The sequence below is a fragment of the Collinsella sp. AM17-1 genome (assembly GCF_003470665.1).
GTDB lineage: Bacteria > Actinomycetota > Coriobacteriia > Coriobacteriales > Coriobacteriaceae > Collinsella.
In genome coordinates this window covers 110,137-126,896 of record NZ_QRJZ01000003.1, presented here as the reverse complement: position 1 = coordinate 126,896, position 16,760 = coordinate 110,137, and the positions used below count along the sequence as shown (strand labels likewise).

Annotated in this window: 19 protein-coding genes; 17 read left to right on the top strand and 2 right to left on the bottom strand. The window is 64.0% G+C overall.

Translation table 11 applies throughout. The features are described 5' to 3' along the window. The first annotated feature begins 2 nt into the window (after nucleotides 1-2). The 13 genes from DW195_RS02840 (at nucleotide 3) to DW195_RS02780 (ending at nucleotide 10,083) form a co-directional block, all read left to right on the top strand. A complete protein-coding gene (locus DW195_RS02840) occupies nucleotides 3-398 on the top strand; it encodes a Gp19/Gp15/Gp42 family protein (protein ID WP_118205775.1) in 396 nt (131 codons plus the stop codon). Then, nucleotides 395-736 carry a hypothetical protein gene (locus DW195_RS02835; protein ID WP_118205774.1) on the top strand — a complete coding sequence of 114 codons (342 nt, stop codon included), beginning with the start codon at nucleotides 395-397 and terminating at the stop codon, nucleotides 734-736. The genes DW195_RS02840 and DW195_RS02835 overlap by 4 nt, the downstream gene beginning before the upstream one ends. After that, on the top strand, nucleotides 729-1,019 hold the full coding sequence (locus DW195_RS02830; protein ID WP_118205773.1) for a hypothetical protein: 291 nt from the start codon (nucleotides 729-731) through the stop codon (nucleotides 1,017-1,019). The genes DW195_RS02835 and DW195_RS02830 overlap by 8 nt, the downstream gene beginning before the upstream one ends. Beyond that, nucleotides 1,019-1,360 carry a hypothetical protein gene (locus DW195_RS02825; protein WP_118205772.1) on the top strand — a complete coding sequence of 114 codons (342 nt, stop codon included), beginning with the start codon at nucleotides 1,019-1,021 and terminating at the stop codon, nucleotides 1,358-1,360. Before DW195_RS02830 ends, DW195_RS02825 begins: the two co-directional genes overlap by 1 nt. Before the next feature lie 9 nt (nucleotides 1,361-1,369). Beyond that, a complete protein-coding gene (locus DW195_RS02820; protein WP_118205771.1) occupies nucleotides 1,370-1,948 on the top strand; it encodes a phage tail protein in 579 nt (192 codons plus the stop codon). Then, nucleotides 1,948-2,241: a hypothetical protein gene (locus DW195_RS02815; protein ID WP_118205770.1), complete on the top strand. Its 294-nt coding sequence runs from the start codon at nucleotides 1,948-1,950 to the stop codon at nucleotides 2,239-2,241. Before DW195_RS02820 ends, DW195_RS02815 begins: the two co-directional genes overlap by 1 nt. A gap of 152 nt (nucleotides 2,242-2,393) precedes the next feature. Continuing rightward, a complete protein-coding gene (locus DW195_RS02810) occupies nucleotides 2,394-2,591 on the top strand; it encodes a hypothetical protein (protein WP_147356477.1) in 198 nt (65 codons plus the stop codon). Beyond that, the gene (locus DW195_RS02805) at nucleotides 2,581-5,052 is read left to right on the top strand and encodes a hypothetical protein (RefSeq protein ID WP_118205768.1); all 2,472 of its coding nucleotides are present in this window, start codon (nucleotides 2,581-2,583) and stop codon (nucleotides 5,050-5,052) included. The genes DW195_RS02810 and DW195_RS02805 overlap by 11 nt, the downstream gene beginning before the upstream one ends. Beyond that, nucleotides 5,049-5,747 carry a distal tail protein Dit gene (locus DW195_RS02800; protein ID WP_118205767.1) on the top strand — a complete coding sequence of 233 codons (699 nt, stop codon included), beginning with the start codon at nucleotides 5,049-5,051 and terminating at the stop codon, nucleotides 5,745-5,747. The genes DW195_RS02805 and DW195_RS02800 overlap by 4 nt, the downstream gene beginning before the upstream one ends. Beyond that, nucleotides 5,748-8,564, top strand: coding sequence for a phage tail protein (locus DW195_RS02795; protein WP_118205766.1), 2,817 nt, complete (start codon nucleotides 5,748-5,750; stop codon nucleotides 8,562-8,564). It begins immediately after the preceding gene. Nucleotides 8,565-8,572: 8 nt separating this feature from the next. Continuing rightward, nucleotides 8,573-8,959 carry a hypothetical protein gene (locus tag DW195_RS02790; RefSeq protein ID WP_118205765.1) on the top strand — a complete coding sequence of 129 codons (387 nt, stop codon included), beginning with the start codon at nucleotides 8,573-8,575 and terminating at the stop codon, nucleotides 8,957-8,959. After that, on the top strand, nucleotides 8,956-9,726 hold the full coding sequence (locus tag DW195_RS02785; protein WP_118205764.1) for a BppU family phage baseplate upper protein: 771 nt from the start codon (nucleotides 8,956-8,958) through the stop codon (nucleotides 9,724-9,726). The genes DW195_RS02790 and DW195_RS02785 overlap by 4 nt, the downstream gene beginning before the upstream one ends. A 15-nt stretch (nucleotides 9,727-9,741) precedes the next feature. Beyond that, the gene (locus DW195_RS02780; RefSeq protein ID WP_118205763.1) at nucleotides 9,742-10,083 is read left to right on the top strand and encodes a hypothetical protein; all 342 of its coding nucleotides are present in this window, start codon (nucleotides 9,742-9,744) and stop codon (nucleotides 10,081-10,083) included. 287 nt (nucleotides 10,084-10,370) lie between these two features. Here DW195_RS02780 and DW195_RS02775 read toward each other — a convergent pair whose 3' ends face one another. Both DW195_RS02775 and DW195_RS02765 read right to left on the bottom strand, forming a co-directional pair. Further along, nucleotides 10,371-10,631, bottom strand: a complete 261-nt coding sequence (locus DW195_RS02775; protein WP_118205762.1) for a hypothetical protein — start codon at nucleotides 10,629-10,631, stop codon at nucleotides 10,371-10,373. A 307-nt stretch (nucleotides 10,632-10,938) separates the two neighbouring features. After that, on the bottom strand, nucleotides 10,939-11,805 hold the full coding sequence (locus DW195_RS02765; RefSeq protein WP_147356476.1) for a site-specific integrase: 867 nt from the start codon (nucleotides 11,803-11,805) through the stop codon (nucleotides 10,939-10,941). A gap of 152 nt (nucleotides 11,806-11,957) precedes the next feature. Here DW195_RS02765 and DW195_RS02760 point away from each other — a divergent pair, with 152 nt between their 5' ends. From DW195_RS02760 to DW195_RS02745, 4 genes are all read left to right on the top strand, one after another. After that, nucleotides 11,958-12,296 carry a hypothetical protein gene (locus DW195_RS02760; protein WP_118205759.1) on the top strand — a complete coding sequence of 113 codons (339 nt, stop codon included), beginning with the start codon at nucleotides 11,958-11,960 and terminating at the stop codon, nucleotides 12,294-12,296. A 12-nt stretch (nucleotides 12,297-12,308) separates the two neighbouring features. After that, the gene (locus tag DW195_RS02755; RefSeq protein ID WP_118205758.1) at nucleotides 12,309-12,539 is read left to right on the top strand and encodes a hypothetical protein; all 231 of its coding nucleotides are present in this window, start codon (nucleotides 12,309-12,311) and stop codon (nucleotides 12,537-12,539) included. Next, nucleotides 12,526-13,665, top strand: a complete 1,140-nt coding sequence (locus DW195_RS02750; protein WP_118205757.1) for an N-acetylmuramoyl-L-alanine amidase family protein — start codon at nucleotides 12,526-12,528, stop codon at nucleotides 13,663-13,665. Before DW195_RS02755 ends, DW195_RS02750 begins: the two co-directional genes overlap by 14 nt. A gap of 299 nt (nucleotides 13,666-13,964) precedes the next feature. Beyond that, the gene (locus tag DW195_RS02745) at nucleotides 13,965-16,688 is read left to right on the top strand and encodes an HAD-IC family P-type ATPase (RefSeq protein ID WP_118205756.1); all 2,724 of its coding nucleotides are present in this window, start codon (nucleotides 13,965-13,967) and stop codon (nucleotides 16,686-16,688) included. Nucleotides 16,689-16,760 lie beyond the last annotated feature (72 nt).

Below are 16,760 nucleotides of genomic sequence, written 5' to 3'. Positions count from 1 at the left end.
CCATGGCCGCGCTCGCCAGCGTGGACGACTACAAGGCCCGCTACGGCGAGCCCGCGGACTCGGCGCGCACCGAGGTGCTGCTGCAGGACGCATCCGACCTGATGCTCGCGGCATTCGAGGACCGAATCGGCGAGTACACCGAGGGTGCGTGCCCGGCGTTCGACCGCGCCGCCCCCGCCGTGTGCTGCCTGCTCGTCAACCGCGTGCTCTCGGCACCGTCCGCGATGGCCGGTGCCACGCAGTACAGCCAGGGGGCCGGAATCTACACCGCATCGGTGACCTACGGCTCGGCGCTCGGCGAGATGTACCTAGGCAAGAGCGACCTCAGGCGCCTCGGCCTCACCGGTCAGGCGCTCGGGTCGCTCACGCCGCTGGAGAGGGGAGGGGTGACCGAATGATGTGCCTCATCTCCGGCGAGACCGTGACCGTGCGCAATGCGGTCCAGTCGTTCGACGAGCTGGGCGAGCCTACCGGTGAGACGGTGACCGAGACGACGGTCGACAACGTCGTGGTCTGCCCCGGCGCGACCGCCGACCTCGATTCGACGCGCCCGAACGGCGTGGCGGTCGCCTACACGCTCTGCTTCCCGAAGGGCGCGGACGTGGACCTCAAGGACGCGACCGTCACGGTGCGAGGCACCGACTACAAGGTGGTCGGCGACCCCAAGCGATACACCGCGGCCAACACGCCCGGCCCCTGGGACCTCACCTGCGAGGTGACCCGAACCGATGGCTAAGGCGAAGTGCGAGGTCAAGATCAAGTGGAAGGGCTGGAACCGCGGCGGATACGCCGAGGTCATGAACGGCGGGGGCGTGCAGGCCATGCTCACCGATAAGGCCAACGCCGCCGCGGCCGCATGCAACTCCACGTTCACGCCGAAGTACGGCGAGAGCGGCTACAGCACCGCGACCATAGGCGGCTCGCTTGCGAGGGGCCGCGTCGTCTACACGGACAGCAAACACGCCAACGTGAGCGAGCGCAGGCATAACCGACTGCAATCGGCATTCGGAGGTGACTGATGGACATCGAGAGGGTGGTCGCCAAGCGGCTCATGGACGCGACCGGCATCAAATGCGTGCCGGACGTTCCGCGCGAGAGACCCGATGAGTTCGTCCAGGTCACCCTCGCCGCCACGAGCGCGACACGATTCATCCAGTCCCCGCGAGTGCTCGCCACGTCGTGGGCGAAGACCCGCAGGCGCGCACGCGAGATCGCCGAGGCCGTCGAGCGGGCGTGCGCCGCCATCGAGGACGAGCCGAACGTGTTCTCCGCCGTGCCCGACGGCACCTACCGATGGGACGACCCCGACACGGGGACTCCCAGATACCAGACGAACATCAACCTGACCATCTGCGAATAAGGAGCAATCATGGCAGAAAGCAACAAAAACAACGTCGCCAACGTCTCCAGCGCCAAGGGAGTAAAGGGCGGCTACATCTTCACCGCGCCCGCCGAAACGGCGCTGCCGACCGACTACAGGACCGCGCTGCCCGAGGCGTGGAAATGCCTCGGCTACATCAGCGAGGACGGCTACGTCGAGACGCTCGACAGCGACTCCGAGGACATCAAGGACATGAACGGCGACCTCATGGCGTCGCCGCAGACCTCCCGCGTCGAGAGCGCGCAGCTCACGCTCGCCGAGATCAAGGCCGCGACCCTCAAGGTCATGTACGGCTCCGACAACGTCAAGGACGAGGCCGGCATGATCACGGTCAAGCACAACGGCGACTCCACTGAGACGTGGCCCGCCGTGCTCGAGCTCGTGCTCAAGGACGGCCGCCGCTGGCGCAAGGTGGTGCCGCTCGCCCAGTCCTCCGAGCTTGACGACCTCACCCTTGCCGTGGGCGAGCTCGCCGCGCGCGCCCTCACGGTCAAGTACCTCACCGACGAGGACGGCAACACCTGCTACGACTACATCCAGTCCACCGAGACCGCGGAGGGCAAGTAATGACCGAGCTCACGTTCACCATCACCGGCATCGACGGGGAGTTCACCGCAGACCTCGACGAGCTGCTCAGCTACAAGACCAACAAGCAGTTCGCCAAGAGCGAGACCGAGCCGGGCGGGATGTTCGAGGCCTTCGAGCGCGTCTTCGCGGGCCGTGACGAGGAGTACATGGAGCGCCTCGGCGGCTCCGTCGAGTCCACGGGCGTGCTCATGCAGGCCGCATTCGAGGCGGCGAAGGCAAAAAACTCCCAGGGTTCGTCCTCGAGCTCGAAGGGCACCGCGCAGAAGTCGTAGCGGACTTCCGCCAGTACTACGGCATCGACCTCCCGCTCGAGGGCGGACCGGACGACCTCCGGCGCGCCGCCCTCCTGTGGGAGCAGCTTCCCAAGGAGTCGAGGTGCGCGCGCCGCATGTACCCGGAGCTCAAGTGGAGCGAGGAGACGTACATGCTCTGGCGCATCGAGCACCAGCTCAGGAGCCTCGCGTGGGGGCTGAGCGACAAGAAGCATCGGCCGCCGCAGGAGCCGCAGCCGCTCAAGACGCCCGGGCAGCTCGCGGAGCTCAAGAGGCACCAGCGCAACGCCCTCGCGAACAGGGCGGAAATCGACGAGATTCTAGGATTAGGAGGACGGGATGGCGACTAGCGTAGGCTCGGCATGCATCACGCTCATGCCGTCCATGAAGGGCTTCGCCGGCGCGGTCTGCTCCGAGTTCGGCGACACGGGCTCCAAGGCCGGAAAGACATTCGGCGACTCGATGACCTCCGGCGTGGACGGCGGCGTCAAGCGCTCGGGCGGGCTGCTGAGCGGGCTCGGCACCGTCGCCAGGGGCGTGGGCACCGTCGCCGCGGCTGGCATGGGCGCGCTCACCACGGCGGTGACCGCAATCGGCGGCGCTGCGGTATCCGCATACGCCGACTACGAGCAGCTGGTCGGCGGCGTCGATACGCTCTTCGGCTCCGCGTCCGGCAAACTGCAGGGATACGCCGCGGAAGCGTACAAGACGTGCGGCATGAGCGCAAACCAATACATGACCCAGGCGACCAGCTTCGCCGCATCGCTCGTGAGCTCGTGCGGCGGCGACGTGGCGAAGGCCGCCGAGTCCGCCAACACGGCGATGGGCGACATGGCGGACAACGTCAACAAGATGGGCTCGGACATGGCCGACGTCCAGAACGCCTACCAAGGTTTTGCCAAGCAGAACTATACGATGCTGGACAACCTGAAGCTGGGCTACGGCGGCACGAAGTCCGAGATGGAGCGACTCATCGCGGACGCCAACAAGCTGCGCGCGGCGCAGGGCAAGACCGCCGACCTCACCATCGACAGCTACGCCGACGTGGTCGAGGCCATCCACACCGTGCAGTCCGAGATGGGCATCACCGGCACGACCTCCAAGGAGGCCGCGACGACCATCTCCGGCTCCATCGGCATGGCCAAGGCATCATGGGAGAACTTCCTCACCGGTCTGGGCCGAGACGACGTGGACTTCTCGCAGCTCACCGAGCAGCTGCTCACGTCCGTCGGCGCGGTCGCCAAGAACATCGCGCCGCGCGTCGCACAGATCGGGCAGGGCATCATCAAGGCGCTCCCCGCGGCGCTCTCCGGCATCGCGTCGGTGCTCACGCCCATCGTGTCCGAGGCGCTCGCCACGGCGTGGAACATCGCCGTCGGCGCGCTCGCCGGCATCGGTATCAAGCTGCCGAAGGTGGACTCCTCGCAGATCTGCTCGGCGCTTCAGGCCATCCTGGGCGTGGCCACGTCCGTCGGCAACGGCATCAAGGCGGCAATCGGGTTCATCGCGCCGCTCATCGCGCCAATCGGCACGGCGCTGCTCAACATCGCGCAGGCCGTGCTGCCGGTGCTCTCCACCGGCATACAGGTGGTGCTCGGCATCGTGCAGGCGCTGTCGCCGGTCATCGGCTTCCTGGTCGGTGTCATCGCGGACGTGATGACGACCGTCTCGCAGCTCGTCGCCATCGCCATGCCCGCCGTGCAGTCCGTGCTGTCCGCCGTGCTGGCGGCGATGCCGCTCATCCAGGGCGCGATTCAGGTGGCGATGGGCATCATCTCCGCCGTCTGGCACGCGGTCTGGCCGGTGATCTCCGCTGTCCTGACTGGCGTGATGGATGCAATCTCCACTGCCGTCCAGGTCGCGATGGCCGTGGTGCAGACAGTCATCTCCACGGTCACCGCCGCGATAAGTGGCGACTGGGATACGGTCTGGAACACCATCAAGTCGGTAGCCGAGCTCGTCTGGTCGCAGATTGAGTTCGCCGTGCGAGCGGCCATCGGGGTCGTCGAGTCCGTGATAACGTCCACGCTCGATGGAATCAGCTCGATTTGGTCAAGCGTGTGGGACACCGTCCGCGATTTCGCCGAGGTGGTCTGGGGACGCATCAAGTTTGCCGTCAACTCGGCGATAAATCAGGTCAGCGGCGTGATCAGCTCCGTGCTCAACAGCATCAGCTCCACGTGGTCGAGCATGTGGGGGAGCATCAAGAGCGCCTGCTCGTCCATCTGGGAGGGCATCAAGAGCGCGGCGTCCAACGGAATCAACTCCGTCTACAGGACCGTCACGAGCATCAAGGGCAAGATCACCGGGTTCTTCTCGGGTGCGCGCAACTGGCTCTTCAACTCCGGCAAGTCGATACTCAACGGCCTGAAGGACGGCATCATGTCCGCTATCGGCTCGGTGACCTCGGCGGTCTCCGGCGCAGTCTCCAGAATCCGCTCCTTCTTCCCGTTCTCGCCGGCAAAGGTCGGCCCCTTCTCCGGGCACGGCTACACGACCTTCTCGGGCAAGGCCCTCATGCAGGGCTGGGCGCAGGGCATCGGCTCCGGCACCGGCACCGTGGTCTCCGCAATCAGCGGCGCCATGGACACCGCGCAGGGGATGCTCTCGACGGGCCTGACCGTCGCGCCGTCCGCGGTCTACACGCCTGCGCGTCCCGAGGAGGATTCCGACGACGCCCTCGCCGGCATCCTGTCCATCCTCGAGCAGATCCGGGACAAGGACGGAAACCTGTACATCGACTCGGAGCGCGTCTCCTCCGCCATCGCGATGCGCGGCAGGCACACGCTCGCCGCAAGGGGGTTCGCATGATATTCGGCGGAATCGACCTCACGCCGTACCTGCTGGTGACCAAGGTCACGAGACCGATTGTCCCCAAGGTGCGGCTCGATGAGACCGAGGTCCCCGGCATGGACGGCTCGCATATCCGCGCCACGGGCCTCGAGCCCGTCGAGATAGCGGTCGACTGCAACATCGTCGGCGGCTCCCTCGACGAGGTCGCCGAGGCAAGGGCCGTGCTCGCCTCGGCGCTGTCCGGCGGCGAGAAGGCCCTCGTGCTCGACGACGCTCCCGAGCGCTACATGCTCGCGCGCTACAGGGGAGGGGCGGAGCAGGGGCGCAACGCGCACATGCCGAATCTCACGCTCGGGTTCTACTGTGCAGACCCCGCCGCCTACGGGCAGCGACGCTCCGAGCAGGTGTCGGCATCCCAGCGCGCCGTCGCCGCCGGGGGCAACTACAGGGCCTACCCTACGGTCACGTGCAGGCCCCCGGCAGGCTCGAGCTGGACATTCACTAATGTCTCGACCGGGCGCTTCGTCCGTGTCGAGGCGTCGTTCACCGGCGCGCAGACCGTCGTGCTGGACATGCGCGCGGAGCGCTGCACGGTCAACGGCGCGGACTGGCCCGTGACCGTCGCGAGCGACTTCTTCTCGCTCGACGGCGTGCAGCAGATCAAGACGAGCGGCGGCACCGCGACGCTCGAATGGGAGGAGAGGTGGCTCTAGGTGCGAATTGACGTATACACGTGGCAGGACGCCTACGTATCGACAATCGGCCCCGAGGAGCTGCTCTCCCTCACCCATACCGACGAGCTCAACGGCGAGGACAGCGTGGACATCGTCACGACCTTCGCGCTCAAGCAGGGCTACCGCCTCGTCTGGGCCGACCGCCTCGGCAAGGTCCACGAGCACGTCTGCCAAGACCCCAAGGGCCTCCACGCCGGAGGCGATACGGTCTACACGGACACGGCTATCAACTCAATCTGCGAGACGTACGGCGACTATATCGAGGACAAGCGCCCCTACGGCTACGGCTTCTTGCAGGCGCTGAATGTCTGCCTTGGGCCGACCCGCTGGACCGCCGGAACGGTCGACCGGACCGGCACCGTCGACAAGGGCCTGACCTTCTACCACACCTCGGCGCGCGAGGCGCTCCAGTCAATCTTGGAATGCGGCGGCGAGCTTGAGACTGAAATCACCGTATCCGGCGGAAAGGTGACCTCTCGCAGGGTGGGCATCCGCTCGCATCGAGGCGCGAAGGGCGGCCACCGCCGGTTCACCTACACCAAGGACCTGGCATCCGTCTCCCGCACCGAGCACTACGGGGCGATCACCGCCTGCTACGGCTACGGCAAGGGAATCGAGACCGACACGGGCGGCTACGGGCGCAAGCTGACGTTCGGCGACATCAACAACGGCAAGAACTACGTGGAGGATGCGACCGCGCTCGGGCTGTACGGGCGACCCGACGGCAGGGGCGGGCGCGCGCACGTGTTCGGACAATATGAAAATTCAAATTGCGAGGACGCGGCGACGCTGCTCGCCGAGACCCGCGCATACCTCGACTCCCGCAAGGAGCCGGGAATGACCTACGAGGCCGACGCCGTCGACCTCATGCAGTTCGGGCGCGACTGGGAGGGCGTGGCGGTCGGCGACGACGTGCAGATCGTCGACACGGCATTCAGCCCGGCGCTGCGCTGCGAGGGTCGTGTGACCAAGCTAGTCACCGACCAGCTCGGCGGCACCGTCCGCGTGACGCTCGGCAACGTGACCGAGACAATCGCGGACATGTGGCTGGCGCAGCAGCAGAAGCTGTCGAGCCTGTCCAAGCGCTCGTCCAGCTGGGATGTGGCGGCATCCACGCCGCCGTCGTACCTCCAGCAGGTCATGGACAGCATGAATGTGCAGTTCAACCTCGCGGGCAACAGCTACGTCCACACGAGCTTCGAGCGCGGCCTGATATTCGGCTCCGTGCCCCTCGACGCGGACGGCCGCTCGACGACCGGCGACGGCATGGCCATGCAGCTGTGCTCCCAGGGCTTCCGCATCGCCGGCGGCTGCAAGGCCGACGGCTCGTGGGACTGGCGCACGTTCGGCACGGGAAAGGGCTTCTTCGCCGAGTTCATCTGCTTCGGCACGATGCTCGGCGACCTGATCAAGGCCGGCACCATCCAGGACAGGAGCGGCAAGAACTACTGGAACCTCGACGAGAGCGAGGTCCATCTAGGCCCCGGCGCCAAGCTCGACGGCAAGGACATCGCCACGACGAACGCCGTGGTCAAGTCGACCGTGAAACTCTACGCGAAGAATCAGTCCGACACAGTGCCGCCGCTGAACATGCAAAATCCCGAGCTGGGATGGTCGGAAGACATCCCCGAGTGGGAGAACGGTTATTTCATCTGGGAGATGGACCGCATCACCTACGGGGACGGCTCGGTCAATCATTCCTCGCCTGTCCTCGTGGCTGCACTGAACAAAGCGAATCAGAGCGCCTACGACCTCAACCAGTCCCTTAGGGACCTCGACACCACGGTCAACGACCTAGCCAAAGACGGTGTGGTGACCGAGGCGGAGGCCGCAGCCGTGAAGAAGGCCAAGCAGGACGTCGACAAGGAGCGCGAGGAGATGACCTCGCAGTTCAACGCGCTCAAGTCGAACAAGGCGCTCAGCGCCCAGTTCCTCTCGTCCGTCCTCGGCCCCCGCTACACCAAGGCCTTCGGCACGACCGACGAGGGCGGCACGTACGGCGCCTACGCCGACAAGGTCGATAAGGTGCTCAAGTGCAAGACCGCCGAGGAGCTCAAGGCCGTCATGTACGAGTACGACGCGGCCTACGGAGCCTACTCGAGCGCGGTCAAGGACTACGCCGATGCCGCGACCGGGGCGCGTCACGCCATCGAGCAGGAGAACGCTAAAGACTATGCCGACGGCATCCTGAGCGCCTACGACGAGCAGATGGACCAGAAGGCCATCTTCGACCGCCTGACCAACGGCGGCGCTGAGCAGGGCCTCTACATGAGCAACAACAGGGTCTACCTCAACGCGAGCTACGTCGCCACGGGGACCATCGCCGACGCCAAGGGCCGGAACACGTGGAACCTCAAGGAAGGCGTGCTGACGACCAACTACATGACGGCGAAGAACATCACGGCCAGCGGAACCTTCACATGCGGAAACAGCTCGTGCTACACGATGCTGAACGGCTACGGCCAGATGGAGGGCTACCGAAAGAAAGGAAGCGCCTCGTCCCCGTCGAGAGTCGGCTATATCGACTTCTCGACGTCGGTGCGCGACATCCCGACCAACACGACGCTCTACGGCCTGCAATTCCAGGCGGACGGGGCGGTCCGCATCAGCTCCCCGTCGCTCTCGGTCAAGGCGTCCAGCGACACCAGCGAGACGACGACGACAGGCCTGACCGGGGAGAAGAGCATCAGGTACATGAGCGACTTCAAAGAACTCGACGACGGAAGGCTGAGGTTCTACTACACGACCGGCAACATCCACTTCATCAACGGCTTCTGCACGTCTTGCAGTCTCTAGGAGGAAACATGGCAAAGATCACGCATTACATGGCGCACGACCCCATCGGGAACGTCGAGAGCTACCTCACCGAATTCGACAGCGAGCTCATCGCCCGGGCGGCCGCCGCCGGCATCATCTTCATCGCCGTATACGACGACGGAAAGCGCGAGGTCGTCGACGCCAGCGAGGTCGAGGAACCGCAGCAAGAGAGGCAGGCGTACGAGATCGTCACCACGTCCTACGTCGACAGGCGCACGGCGGCAACCGTGGCGTGCTTCGACGCGCTGTCGGCCATCGTCGACCCGCAGCCGGCCACGGCCGACGAGACGGGGGAGGGAACCGAGTCCGTCGACCCGGTCGAGGCCTTCAGGGCCGCGCTCGACGCGCTCAAGGCGCTGGAGGCCAAGGAATGATCAACCACGCGATAGCGCTCGACATGCGCAAGCGCCCGGGAACCGTCCCGCAGCGCGTCACCGTGCGCAGGGGCGAGACGCAGACCCAGAAGATAACGGCGTCGCTCACCGTGGACGGCGCGACGTACACCCCGACGTGCCAGCTCGCGCGCCTGTGCGTGCTCCACGCCGACGGCACGTGGGCGCGCTGCTCGGCGACCGTGGGCAACGGCACGGTGAGCGTCACGCTCCCGCCGCAGGCGGTCAACGGGGCGGGGAGGTGCCGCCTCGCGTACTTCGAGTTCTGCGGCACCGGCTCCGAGACGACCGAGGACTTCGCGCTGGTCATCCTCGGCAGCGTCGACGGCAGCGGCGGCCAGTCCGAGGACTACGACAACGAGCTCGACGCGCTCCAGCGCGAGTGGGCCTCGCTAAACGCCGCCGTGACCTCCGCGACGAAGAGGGCCGAGTCGGCGGCATCGTCCGCCGAGGGCAATGCCGACGCTGCCAACAGGGCCGCGAGCGCGGCAACCGCCGCAGCCAAGCAGGCGAACGCCGCGGCATCCGCGACCAAGCCCTACTACATGCAGGCCGCGGAGCCCGCCCGCGACAAGCGCGTGGACGGGATGCTCTGGATGCAGACCAACGAGAGCACGCACAAGATTACGTCGTTCAAGCGTTGGGACGCTGGCCTGCCCGGCACGGCGCTGTGGCCCGACTCGACGACATTCCCATCAGATACAACGTTCCCCGACGAAAAAGGCGCTTGGACACCGTTCACTGTCTAACGAAAGGACAACATCATGGCATTCGAAAAAATCGTATTCGCAATGAAGACTTGGAAGGACAAGGTCTCCGGTAACACTCCCGTCACCGCCGCGGAGCTGAACCGAATCGAGAAGGGGATCAGCGACTGCGCGAAGCAGACCAATGCCCTCGGGGATTCCGTATCCCGAGTGCCGAGCTTCTGGGGAGACGTTGTCTCCGTTACCTACGGCTCGTGGGGGTCGGGCGAGGACACTTCTATCCAAGTGCAATTCTGTTTAAAGGACGGCAAATCGCTTTACGTCACCATCTCGAAAGCAGAAGGCATCAAATTGCAGTACGGGGATACAGGCAATGTCAAAACACTGTGGACTAAGTAGCATTCCGTATCCTCGATGGTCACAAAAGGTGGCGCAGAGGTAATTCAGCTCAGTTGGGAAAACTTCGATGGGGAGAACTACCTTTGCGTCCGCGTCAACTACGTACTGGCCGTAAAAATCAAGGCAAACGTGTAAGAGCATTCCGTATCCCTAATCACTGTCGACGGATGGTCTGTTTTGAGTATCAAATTTCAGGTTTACACATCGGGAAACACAAATTATTTTCAGGCGGTTGTGTCTAGTCCGGGAAAAGAACCTGTTGCGGTCAATATCGGCAGTTGGGACTCCTAGCCTGCCTTGAGCACATTCCATGAGGGCCAGTTGACGTTCCCGCTGAAGCGCACGCGAAACGCCACCTTCCCCGTGTTGTCGATGAATATCTGCAAGTTGGAATCGCCGCCCCTCGCCGAGAGCAGGAAGCCATAGGTATTCAGGCCGACAGGTCCGTGCTGCTCTGCTGTCCACGATGTTGTTTGGTAGATCGCCTGAAAGCAGTTGCCTATGGTGTTGAAGTCGTTGCCTTCCAGCTTGCGCAGGGCATCGCTCATGCAAAGCCGGGATACGGAAAACTAAGCAAATGAGATGGTCGGCTCTCCAGCAGAAATAACGGTAACGTTGTTCCAATCGGTCGAATTGAGGGTAAGGGTTACCCCATCGTCGCTCCATGACGGCTCGTTGCCGTTCCCTGCGAGCAATATCGCGGATTTCGATATTCCCGAGACGAAATACAGGCACGCCTTGCCCTTGCCGTTGCAGTCCATCATGACTAACGCGACCGCTCGGGTGGCAGAGCTGAATGCGATGCTGACCGTACCGCTATCTCTTGACATGTCATGGGAAAGCAGGGATACGGAATCACCATTCCATTGCCGCCGTGTATGAATCGCTCGCCCTTGCTACGACCGTTCGAAATGACTGCAGGTAGTGGCTCATGGCAGTGTTGACCGTGCTGTGTCCCAGCGCCACGGCAATGTCCTCGATAGCCGCACCGTGCTCCAGCGAGATCGTAGCCCAGCTATGGCGCAGGCATGTCATCGGCACATGCGGCAGGCCGAATCGCTTACAGAACGCGCGGAACCGCCTAGCCACGGCGTTGGGGTCGAGCAGGCAAAGCCGCCCAGACCTACGTGTCCCACGGATAGCGCGCAGGCGCTCGAGCGCGAATCGCGGCAGTTTCAGCTTGCGATCAGACAGCTTGGTCTTGCATCCCGTCTCCACGACCTCGCCGCCTACCACGTGCAGGCCACGTCGGACGTGAACCCAGCCGCTACGCCAGTCCACATCCTCGATGCGCACGGCGCACGCCTCACATCGGCGCAGACCGAGCGCGGCACCCAGGAGCACAGCGGCCTCGAATGGTTGCCCCACGATAGCTTTGAGCGTCACGCGCTCCTGCTCTGCCGTGAGTGTGGGCCGACGAACGGTTGGCTTCTTCGGCAGCTCCACACCTTGCGTCACGTCCCAGATTCGCAGCTGGTGGCGGCGCAATACCCAGCGGTATATCTGGCGGAAGGTCTTGTAGGCCTTTTCCGCCGCGCCGGGGAGGTCGAACCCGTCCACCCAATCCTGCACTTCCTCAAAGCTGATCGTCTCTATCTCGCGACCGCCCCACTGCGGCATCAGGTGGCAGCGGATGGCGCTTCGGTAGCCTTCCAATGTGGTGGCGCGGAGACGCTTGCCCTTGTCGGCCATGTACTCGGTTGCGGCATCGGAAAACAGCATTTTGAACAATCCAATCTCTTAAAAATCCCAGACCTAACGAATGGTAGCCCGCCGCGTTACGTCTGGGATTTATTGCTTGCAGCGGACGGCGGAGCCCAATCTCACGCCGCCCGTAGGATGGCGCGGAAGGCGAGAGGAAAGGAGGGCCGAGCGTGGAATCACTGGCGGCCATCGTCATAACCGACATCATCTCGTGCGTCGTGGCGACGTGCGTCGCGTCGGTCGTGGCCACCGTCAAGGCCCAGGGGCGGAAGGTGTCCGAGAGGTCCGAGCGGGAGCGCGTGGAGTCCGAGGCCATGAAGGCCGGTATGCGCGCGCTGCTGTGGGCCGAATTGCAGCGCATCCACGAGAGGGCGATGGCGCAGGGCGGCCTGACCGTCGAGGAGCGCCGCCACCTGGAGAGCGTCTACGCCGCCTATCACGGGCTGGGCGGCAACGGTACCGGCACTCGCCTGTACACGGACGCGATGAACATGCCCGTACTCGATTAGGAGGATGAATCAATGACCAAGGATAAGATCGTCCAGAAGCTGACGAGCCGCAAGTTCTGGCTGTGCACGGCTGCCTTCCTGGGCTCCGTCGCCACCAGTGTGGCCGGCATCGCCACGGACAACCAGACCGTCGCCGCCATCGGCACGGTGTGCGGGGTCGCGAGCGCGGCCATCTACGCCGCGGCCGAGCAGGCCGTGGACGCCGCGCGACTCAAGTCGGGAGGCGAGCATGACGGAGACTAACGCCGAGCCCAAGCGCAAGCTGCCGTTGCGTAGCGCCTTTGCCGTTGTCCTCGCCCTTGCGGCAGCGCTTGCCGCCCCGCTCAGCGCCGAAGCCTACCAGAGCCAAGATGCCTACGTGAGCAATGGACACGGCTACCTCAACGCCCAGTACTTGGTTATCCACGAGACGGCGAACCCCGGCGCGTCCGCGTGGAACCATGTGCTGTATTGGCGCGGCAATGATACCTACGCCGTTCATCATGTGATGGAACTGGACGGCTCCACCGTGTACAACACCGTGCCCGAGAACCGCTTGTGCTGGCACGTGGGCAATGGAAATTACGCCACGGTCGGTATCGAGCTTGCCCACGCGACCAATGCCAGCGACTTCGCCAAGCAGTGGACTGAAGCGGTCAAGTGGGCGGGCGACGAACTCCGCTCCCGTGGTTGGGATACGTCCCGTTTGCTTTCTCACTATGAAGCTGCTCAGCGCTGGGGCGGTTCTGACCACACCGACCCCAATGGCTATTTTCGTCAGTACGGAAAGACGTGGTACGAGTTTAAGCAGGCCGTGGCGGCTTATCTCGGTAGCGGCTATGTCGCCCCTATCGCACCGACTGATGGCAACGGCGGCACGTACCAGCCCTCTACTTCTGCTGCTCGCACGAGTTTCCCGAAGTCAACGGGCAAGAGCGTCAACATCCACTACGCTTTACACAATCGCGGCGGCGGCTGGAACGAAGTCGTGACCAACTTCGACGACAGCACCAGCGAGGGCTTCGCCGGCGTGCCCTATGGATCGCACGACATGCTCATCGCCTGGGTGGATTCTGGCACCCTCATGTATAGAGTCCACACCAAGGAGAGCGGCTGGCTCGACTACGTCCAGACCGCCAACTACGGTGACTCCGTCAACGGCATGGCGGGCCTTTGGGGGCAGACCATCGACGGCGTGAAGATGTTCTACATCACCACGTCTGGCGAGTACAAGCAGGTCTACTACCGCAGCCAGGACGTCGCCCATTCCGACTACCACGATGAGGTCTGCGACGATGGAACGACCTATGGCGGCGACGACTATGCCGGCATCTACGGTTATGCCCTCGACCGTCTCCAATGCTACGTGTCTGACGGTACCCGTCGATGATCGCGTTGGCATTCGTGCTCGGCGCGCTCTTCGGCGGCGCCGTGGCGACAATCGGGCTCTGCATCGTGAGCATCAACCGGCGCTAGCCGCAGCCCGCTCGGGTTATCCCGGGCGGGCTTTTTTCTCGAGAAAAGGTGTTGCTACGCCGCACGTGGTATCCTGAGCAGCACGACGGTCCCAACGGCGCAGATCTCGGTTCTAGAATCCATGCAGACGGGGCACCATCGAACGTAAGACCGTCCGAACCTCGCATGGTCCGGGCGGTTTTCTTATACCGACGCGACGTGATGGGACGTGGTATGGCAGCAACGGATATCGAGCGCGGACTCTCGACCGCCGAGGTCGAGGAGCGCATCGCCGCTGGTAAGATCAACCGCAACATGGAGCTCAAGACCAAGTCGGTCCGCGAGCTCATTATCGAGAACCTCTGCACGCTGTTTAACTTAATCAACGTGGTCTTGGCGATTTTGGTGTTGCTGACCGGTTCGTTTAAAAACCTGACGTTCCTGTTCGTGGTGTTCTTGAACACGGCAATTGGCGTCATTCAGTCCATGCGTTCCGAGCGGATGGTCGACAAGCTTACGCTGCTCACCTCTAAGAAGGCCATCGCGGTGCGCGACGGCGCCGAGGTGGAGCTCGACCTGGACCAGATCGTGCTCGACGATATCATTCGCCTGGGTCGCGGTGACCAGATTCCGGCCGACGCCGTGGTAGTGTCGGGCGAGGCGCTCGTCAACGAGAGCCTGCTGACGGGCGAGAGCGATCTCATCAAAAAGCAGCCCGGCTCCGAGCTCATGAGCGGCAGCTTTATCGACTCGGGCCTGTTGCGTGCCCGCGTGATCCATGTCGGCGCCGATAACTACGTGGCAAAGATCAACAACGAGGCCAAGTACGTCAAAAAGGTCAATTCCGAGATCATGAACGCGCTGAACGCCATCGTGCGGTTCGCGAGTATTATCATGATTCCGCTTGGTCTGGCGCTCTTTACCTCGAGTGTGAGCGAGCTGTGGGATGCCGCGGGAACCCCGGGCGATAGCGCGCTTTCCTGGTGCTTCTCCGAGCTGCTGGCCGGTCGTGTGCCTTCTTCGGCGCTGCTGTCCACGGTGGGTGCCCTGCTGGGCATGATTCCGCAGGGCCTGGTGCTGCTGACCTCGTCGGTGCTCGCGATTGCCACGGTGCGCCTGGCTCGTCGCAAGGTGCTGGCACAGCAGCTCTACTGCATCGAGACGCTTGCGCGCGTCGACGTGCTGTGCCTGGACAAGACGGGCACCATTACCTCGGGCCGCATGGAGGTCGAGGGCACCTACCCGCTGCCTGTTGAAGGTGTTGGCTTTGGCGCGGACTCGGATGAGGCAGCTGTCCCCGTCGAGACCACGGTGCTCGACTTTGCGCTTGCCAACGTGGCACGTGCGACCTCGGCAGATGCTAACGAGACCTGCCAGGCGCTGCTCAACTACTACGCCGATCGTCCGGTCGAGGTGTCCGAGCCGCTGTCGGTCATTCCGTTCTCGTCGTCCAAAAAGTGGAGCGGCGCGTCGTTTGCGCAGGGCTCCTATGTGATGGGCGCCGCGCAGTTTGTACTCTCCGATCGCGCATTTGCTCAGGTCGAGAACCGTGTCGCCGAGCTCGCCGACACTTGCCGCGTGCTCGTTGTGGCGCGCGTGGACGGCTTTACGCCCGACGGCGATATGGTGGGCGAGGCCGAGCCCGTGGGTTTCGTGACCATCCGTGACGAGATTCGCACCTCGGCGGCCGAGACCATCGGCTATTTTAACGAGCAGGGCGTGACCCTCAACGTGATCAGCGGCGACGACCCGCGTACGGTGTCGTCGATCGCGCGCGTGGTGGGCGTGCCCGGGGCGGATGCTTACGTGGACGCGACAACCCTCGATACGCCTGCCAAGCTCGATGCGGCGGTGGACCGCTATCACGTCTTTGGGCGTGTGACGCCGCAGCAGAAGCGCGAGCTCGTACAGGCGCTCAAACGCCGCGGGCACACCGTGGCCATGACGGGCGACGGCGTCAACGACGTTCTGGCGCTCAAGGAGGCCGACTGCTCCGTGGCGATGGCCGCCGGCTCCGATGCCGCGCGCAATGTGGCCGAGATCGTGCTCGTCGATAACGACTTTGCCTCGATGCCCGCTGTGGTGGCCGAGGGCCGTCGTTCTATCAATAACCTGCAGCGCTCTGCCGCGCTCTTTCTGACTAAGACGCTGTTCTCGATGGGCCTGGCGGCGCTGTGCATCGCGCTGCCGCCGTATCCCTTCGAGCCCATTCAGATGACGCTCATCAACTTCTTCTGCATCGGCGCGCCGGGCTTTGTGCTGGGCCTGGAGCCCAACAACGCCCGCGTGAAGGGGTCGTTCTTGATCAACGTGCTTAAGCGTGCGCTGCCGGCGTCGATTGCGGTCATTTTGGCCGCGGCGCTCGATATCTTTGTGGCGCGCGTATTTGGCTTTAGCCAGCTTACGCTTTCGACCATGTGCCTGCTCACGTCGTGCGCGGCGAGTGTCAGCCTGATCTGGCGCATTTCGCAGCCGCTCACGCCCTTGCGCGTGGTGCTTTTCGTGTTTGTCATCGCTGGTATTTTGACGGGCGTTATCGGGTTCCCGGAGCTGCTGTCGATTGCCAACTTGTCGATGGGTCAGATTGTCATCTTGGCGGCTATCGTCGTCTTTACCTGTGCGGTGTTCTTTAAGCTTGCCACGATGATGGACTCGCTTAAGCCCCGTCGCCGTCATGCGGCCACCGGCTTTGGCCGTGGCGTGCGTGTTCGCCTGGGTCGCGGCGGCGGCAAGGTGAGCTCGACGGGTTCGACGGCGGAGCGTTTTGCCAAGCGCGTCGCCGCCGACATGGCGCAGCGCCGCGAAGCTCGCACCGTTCGTGAGGCCGAGGCCCGCGCACTCGAGGGCGTGGCCCAGGCCCAGCCCAAGAAAAAGAAGCCCACGGGCGCCAAGCGCTCCCGCGTAACCAAGTCCGCCCAAGGCATCAAAGTTTCGATGGCAAGCAAAAAGAAGAAGTAGCTACGCGCCCTGGCGATGTTGAATTGGTGCCTTGCTCCTGTGGGGCCGTGGCGATGTTATGCTCTAACCTCG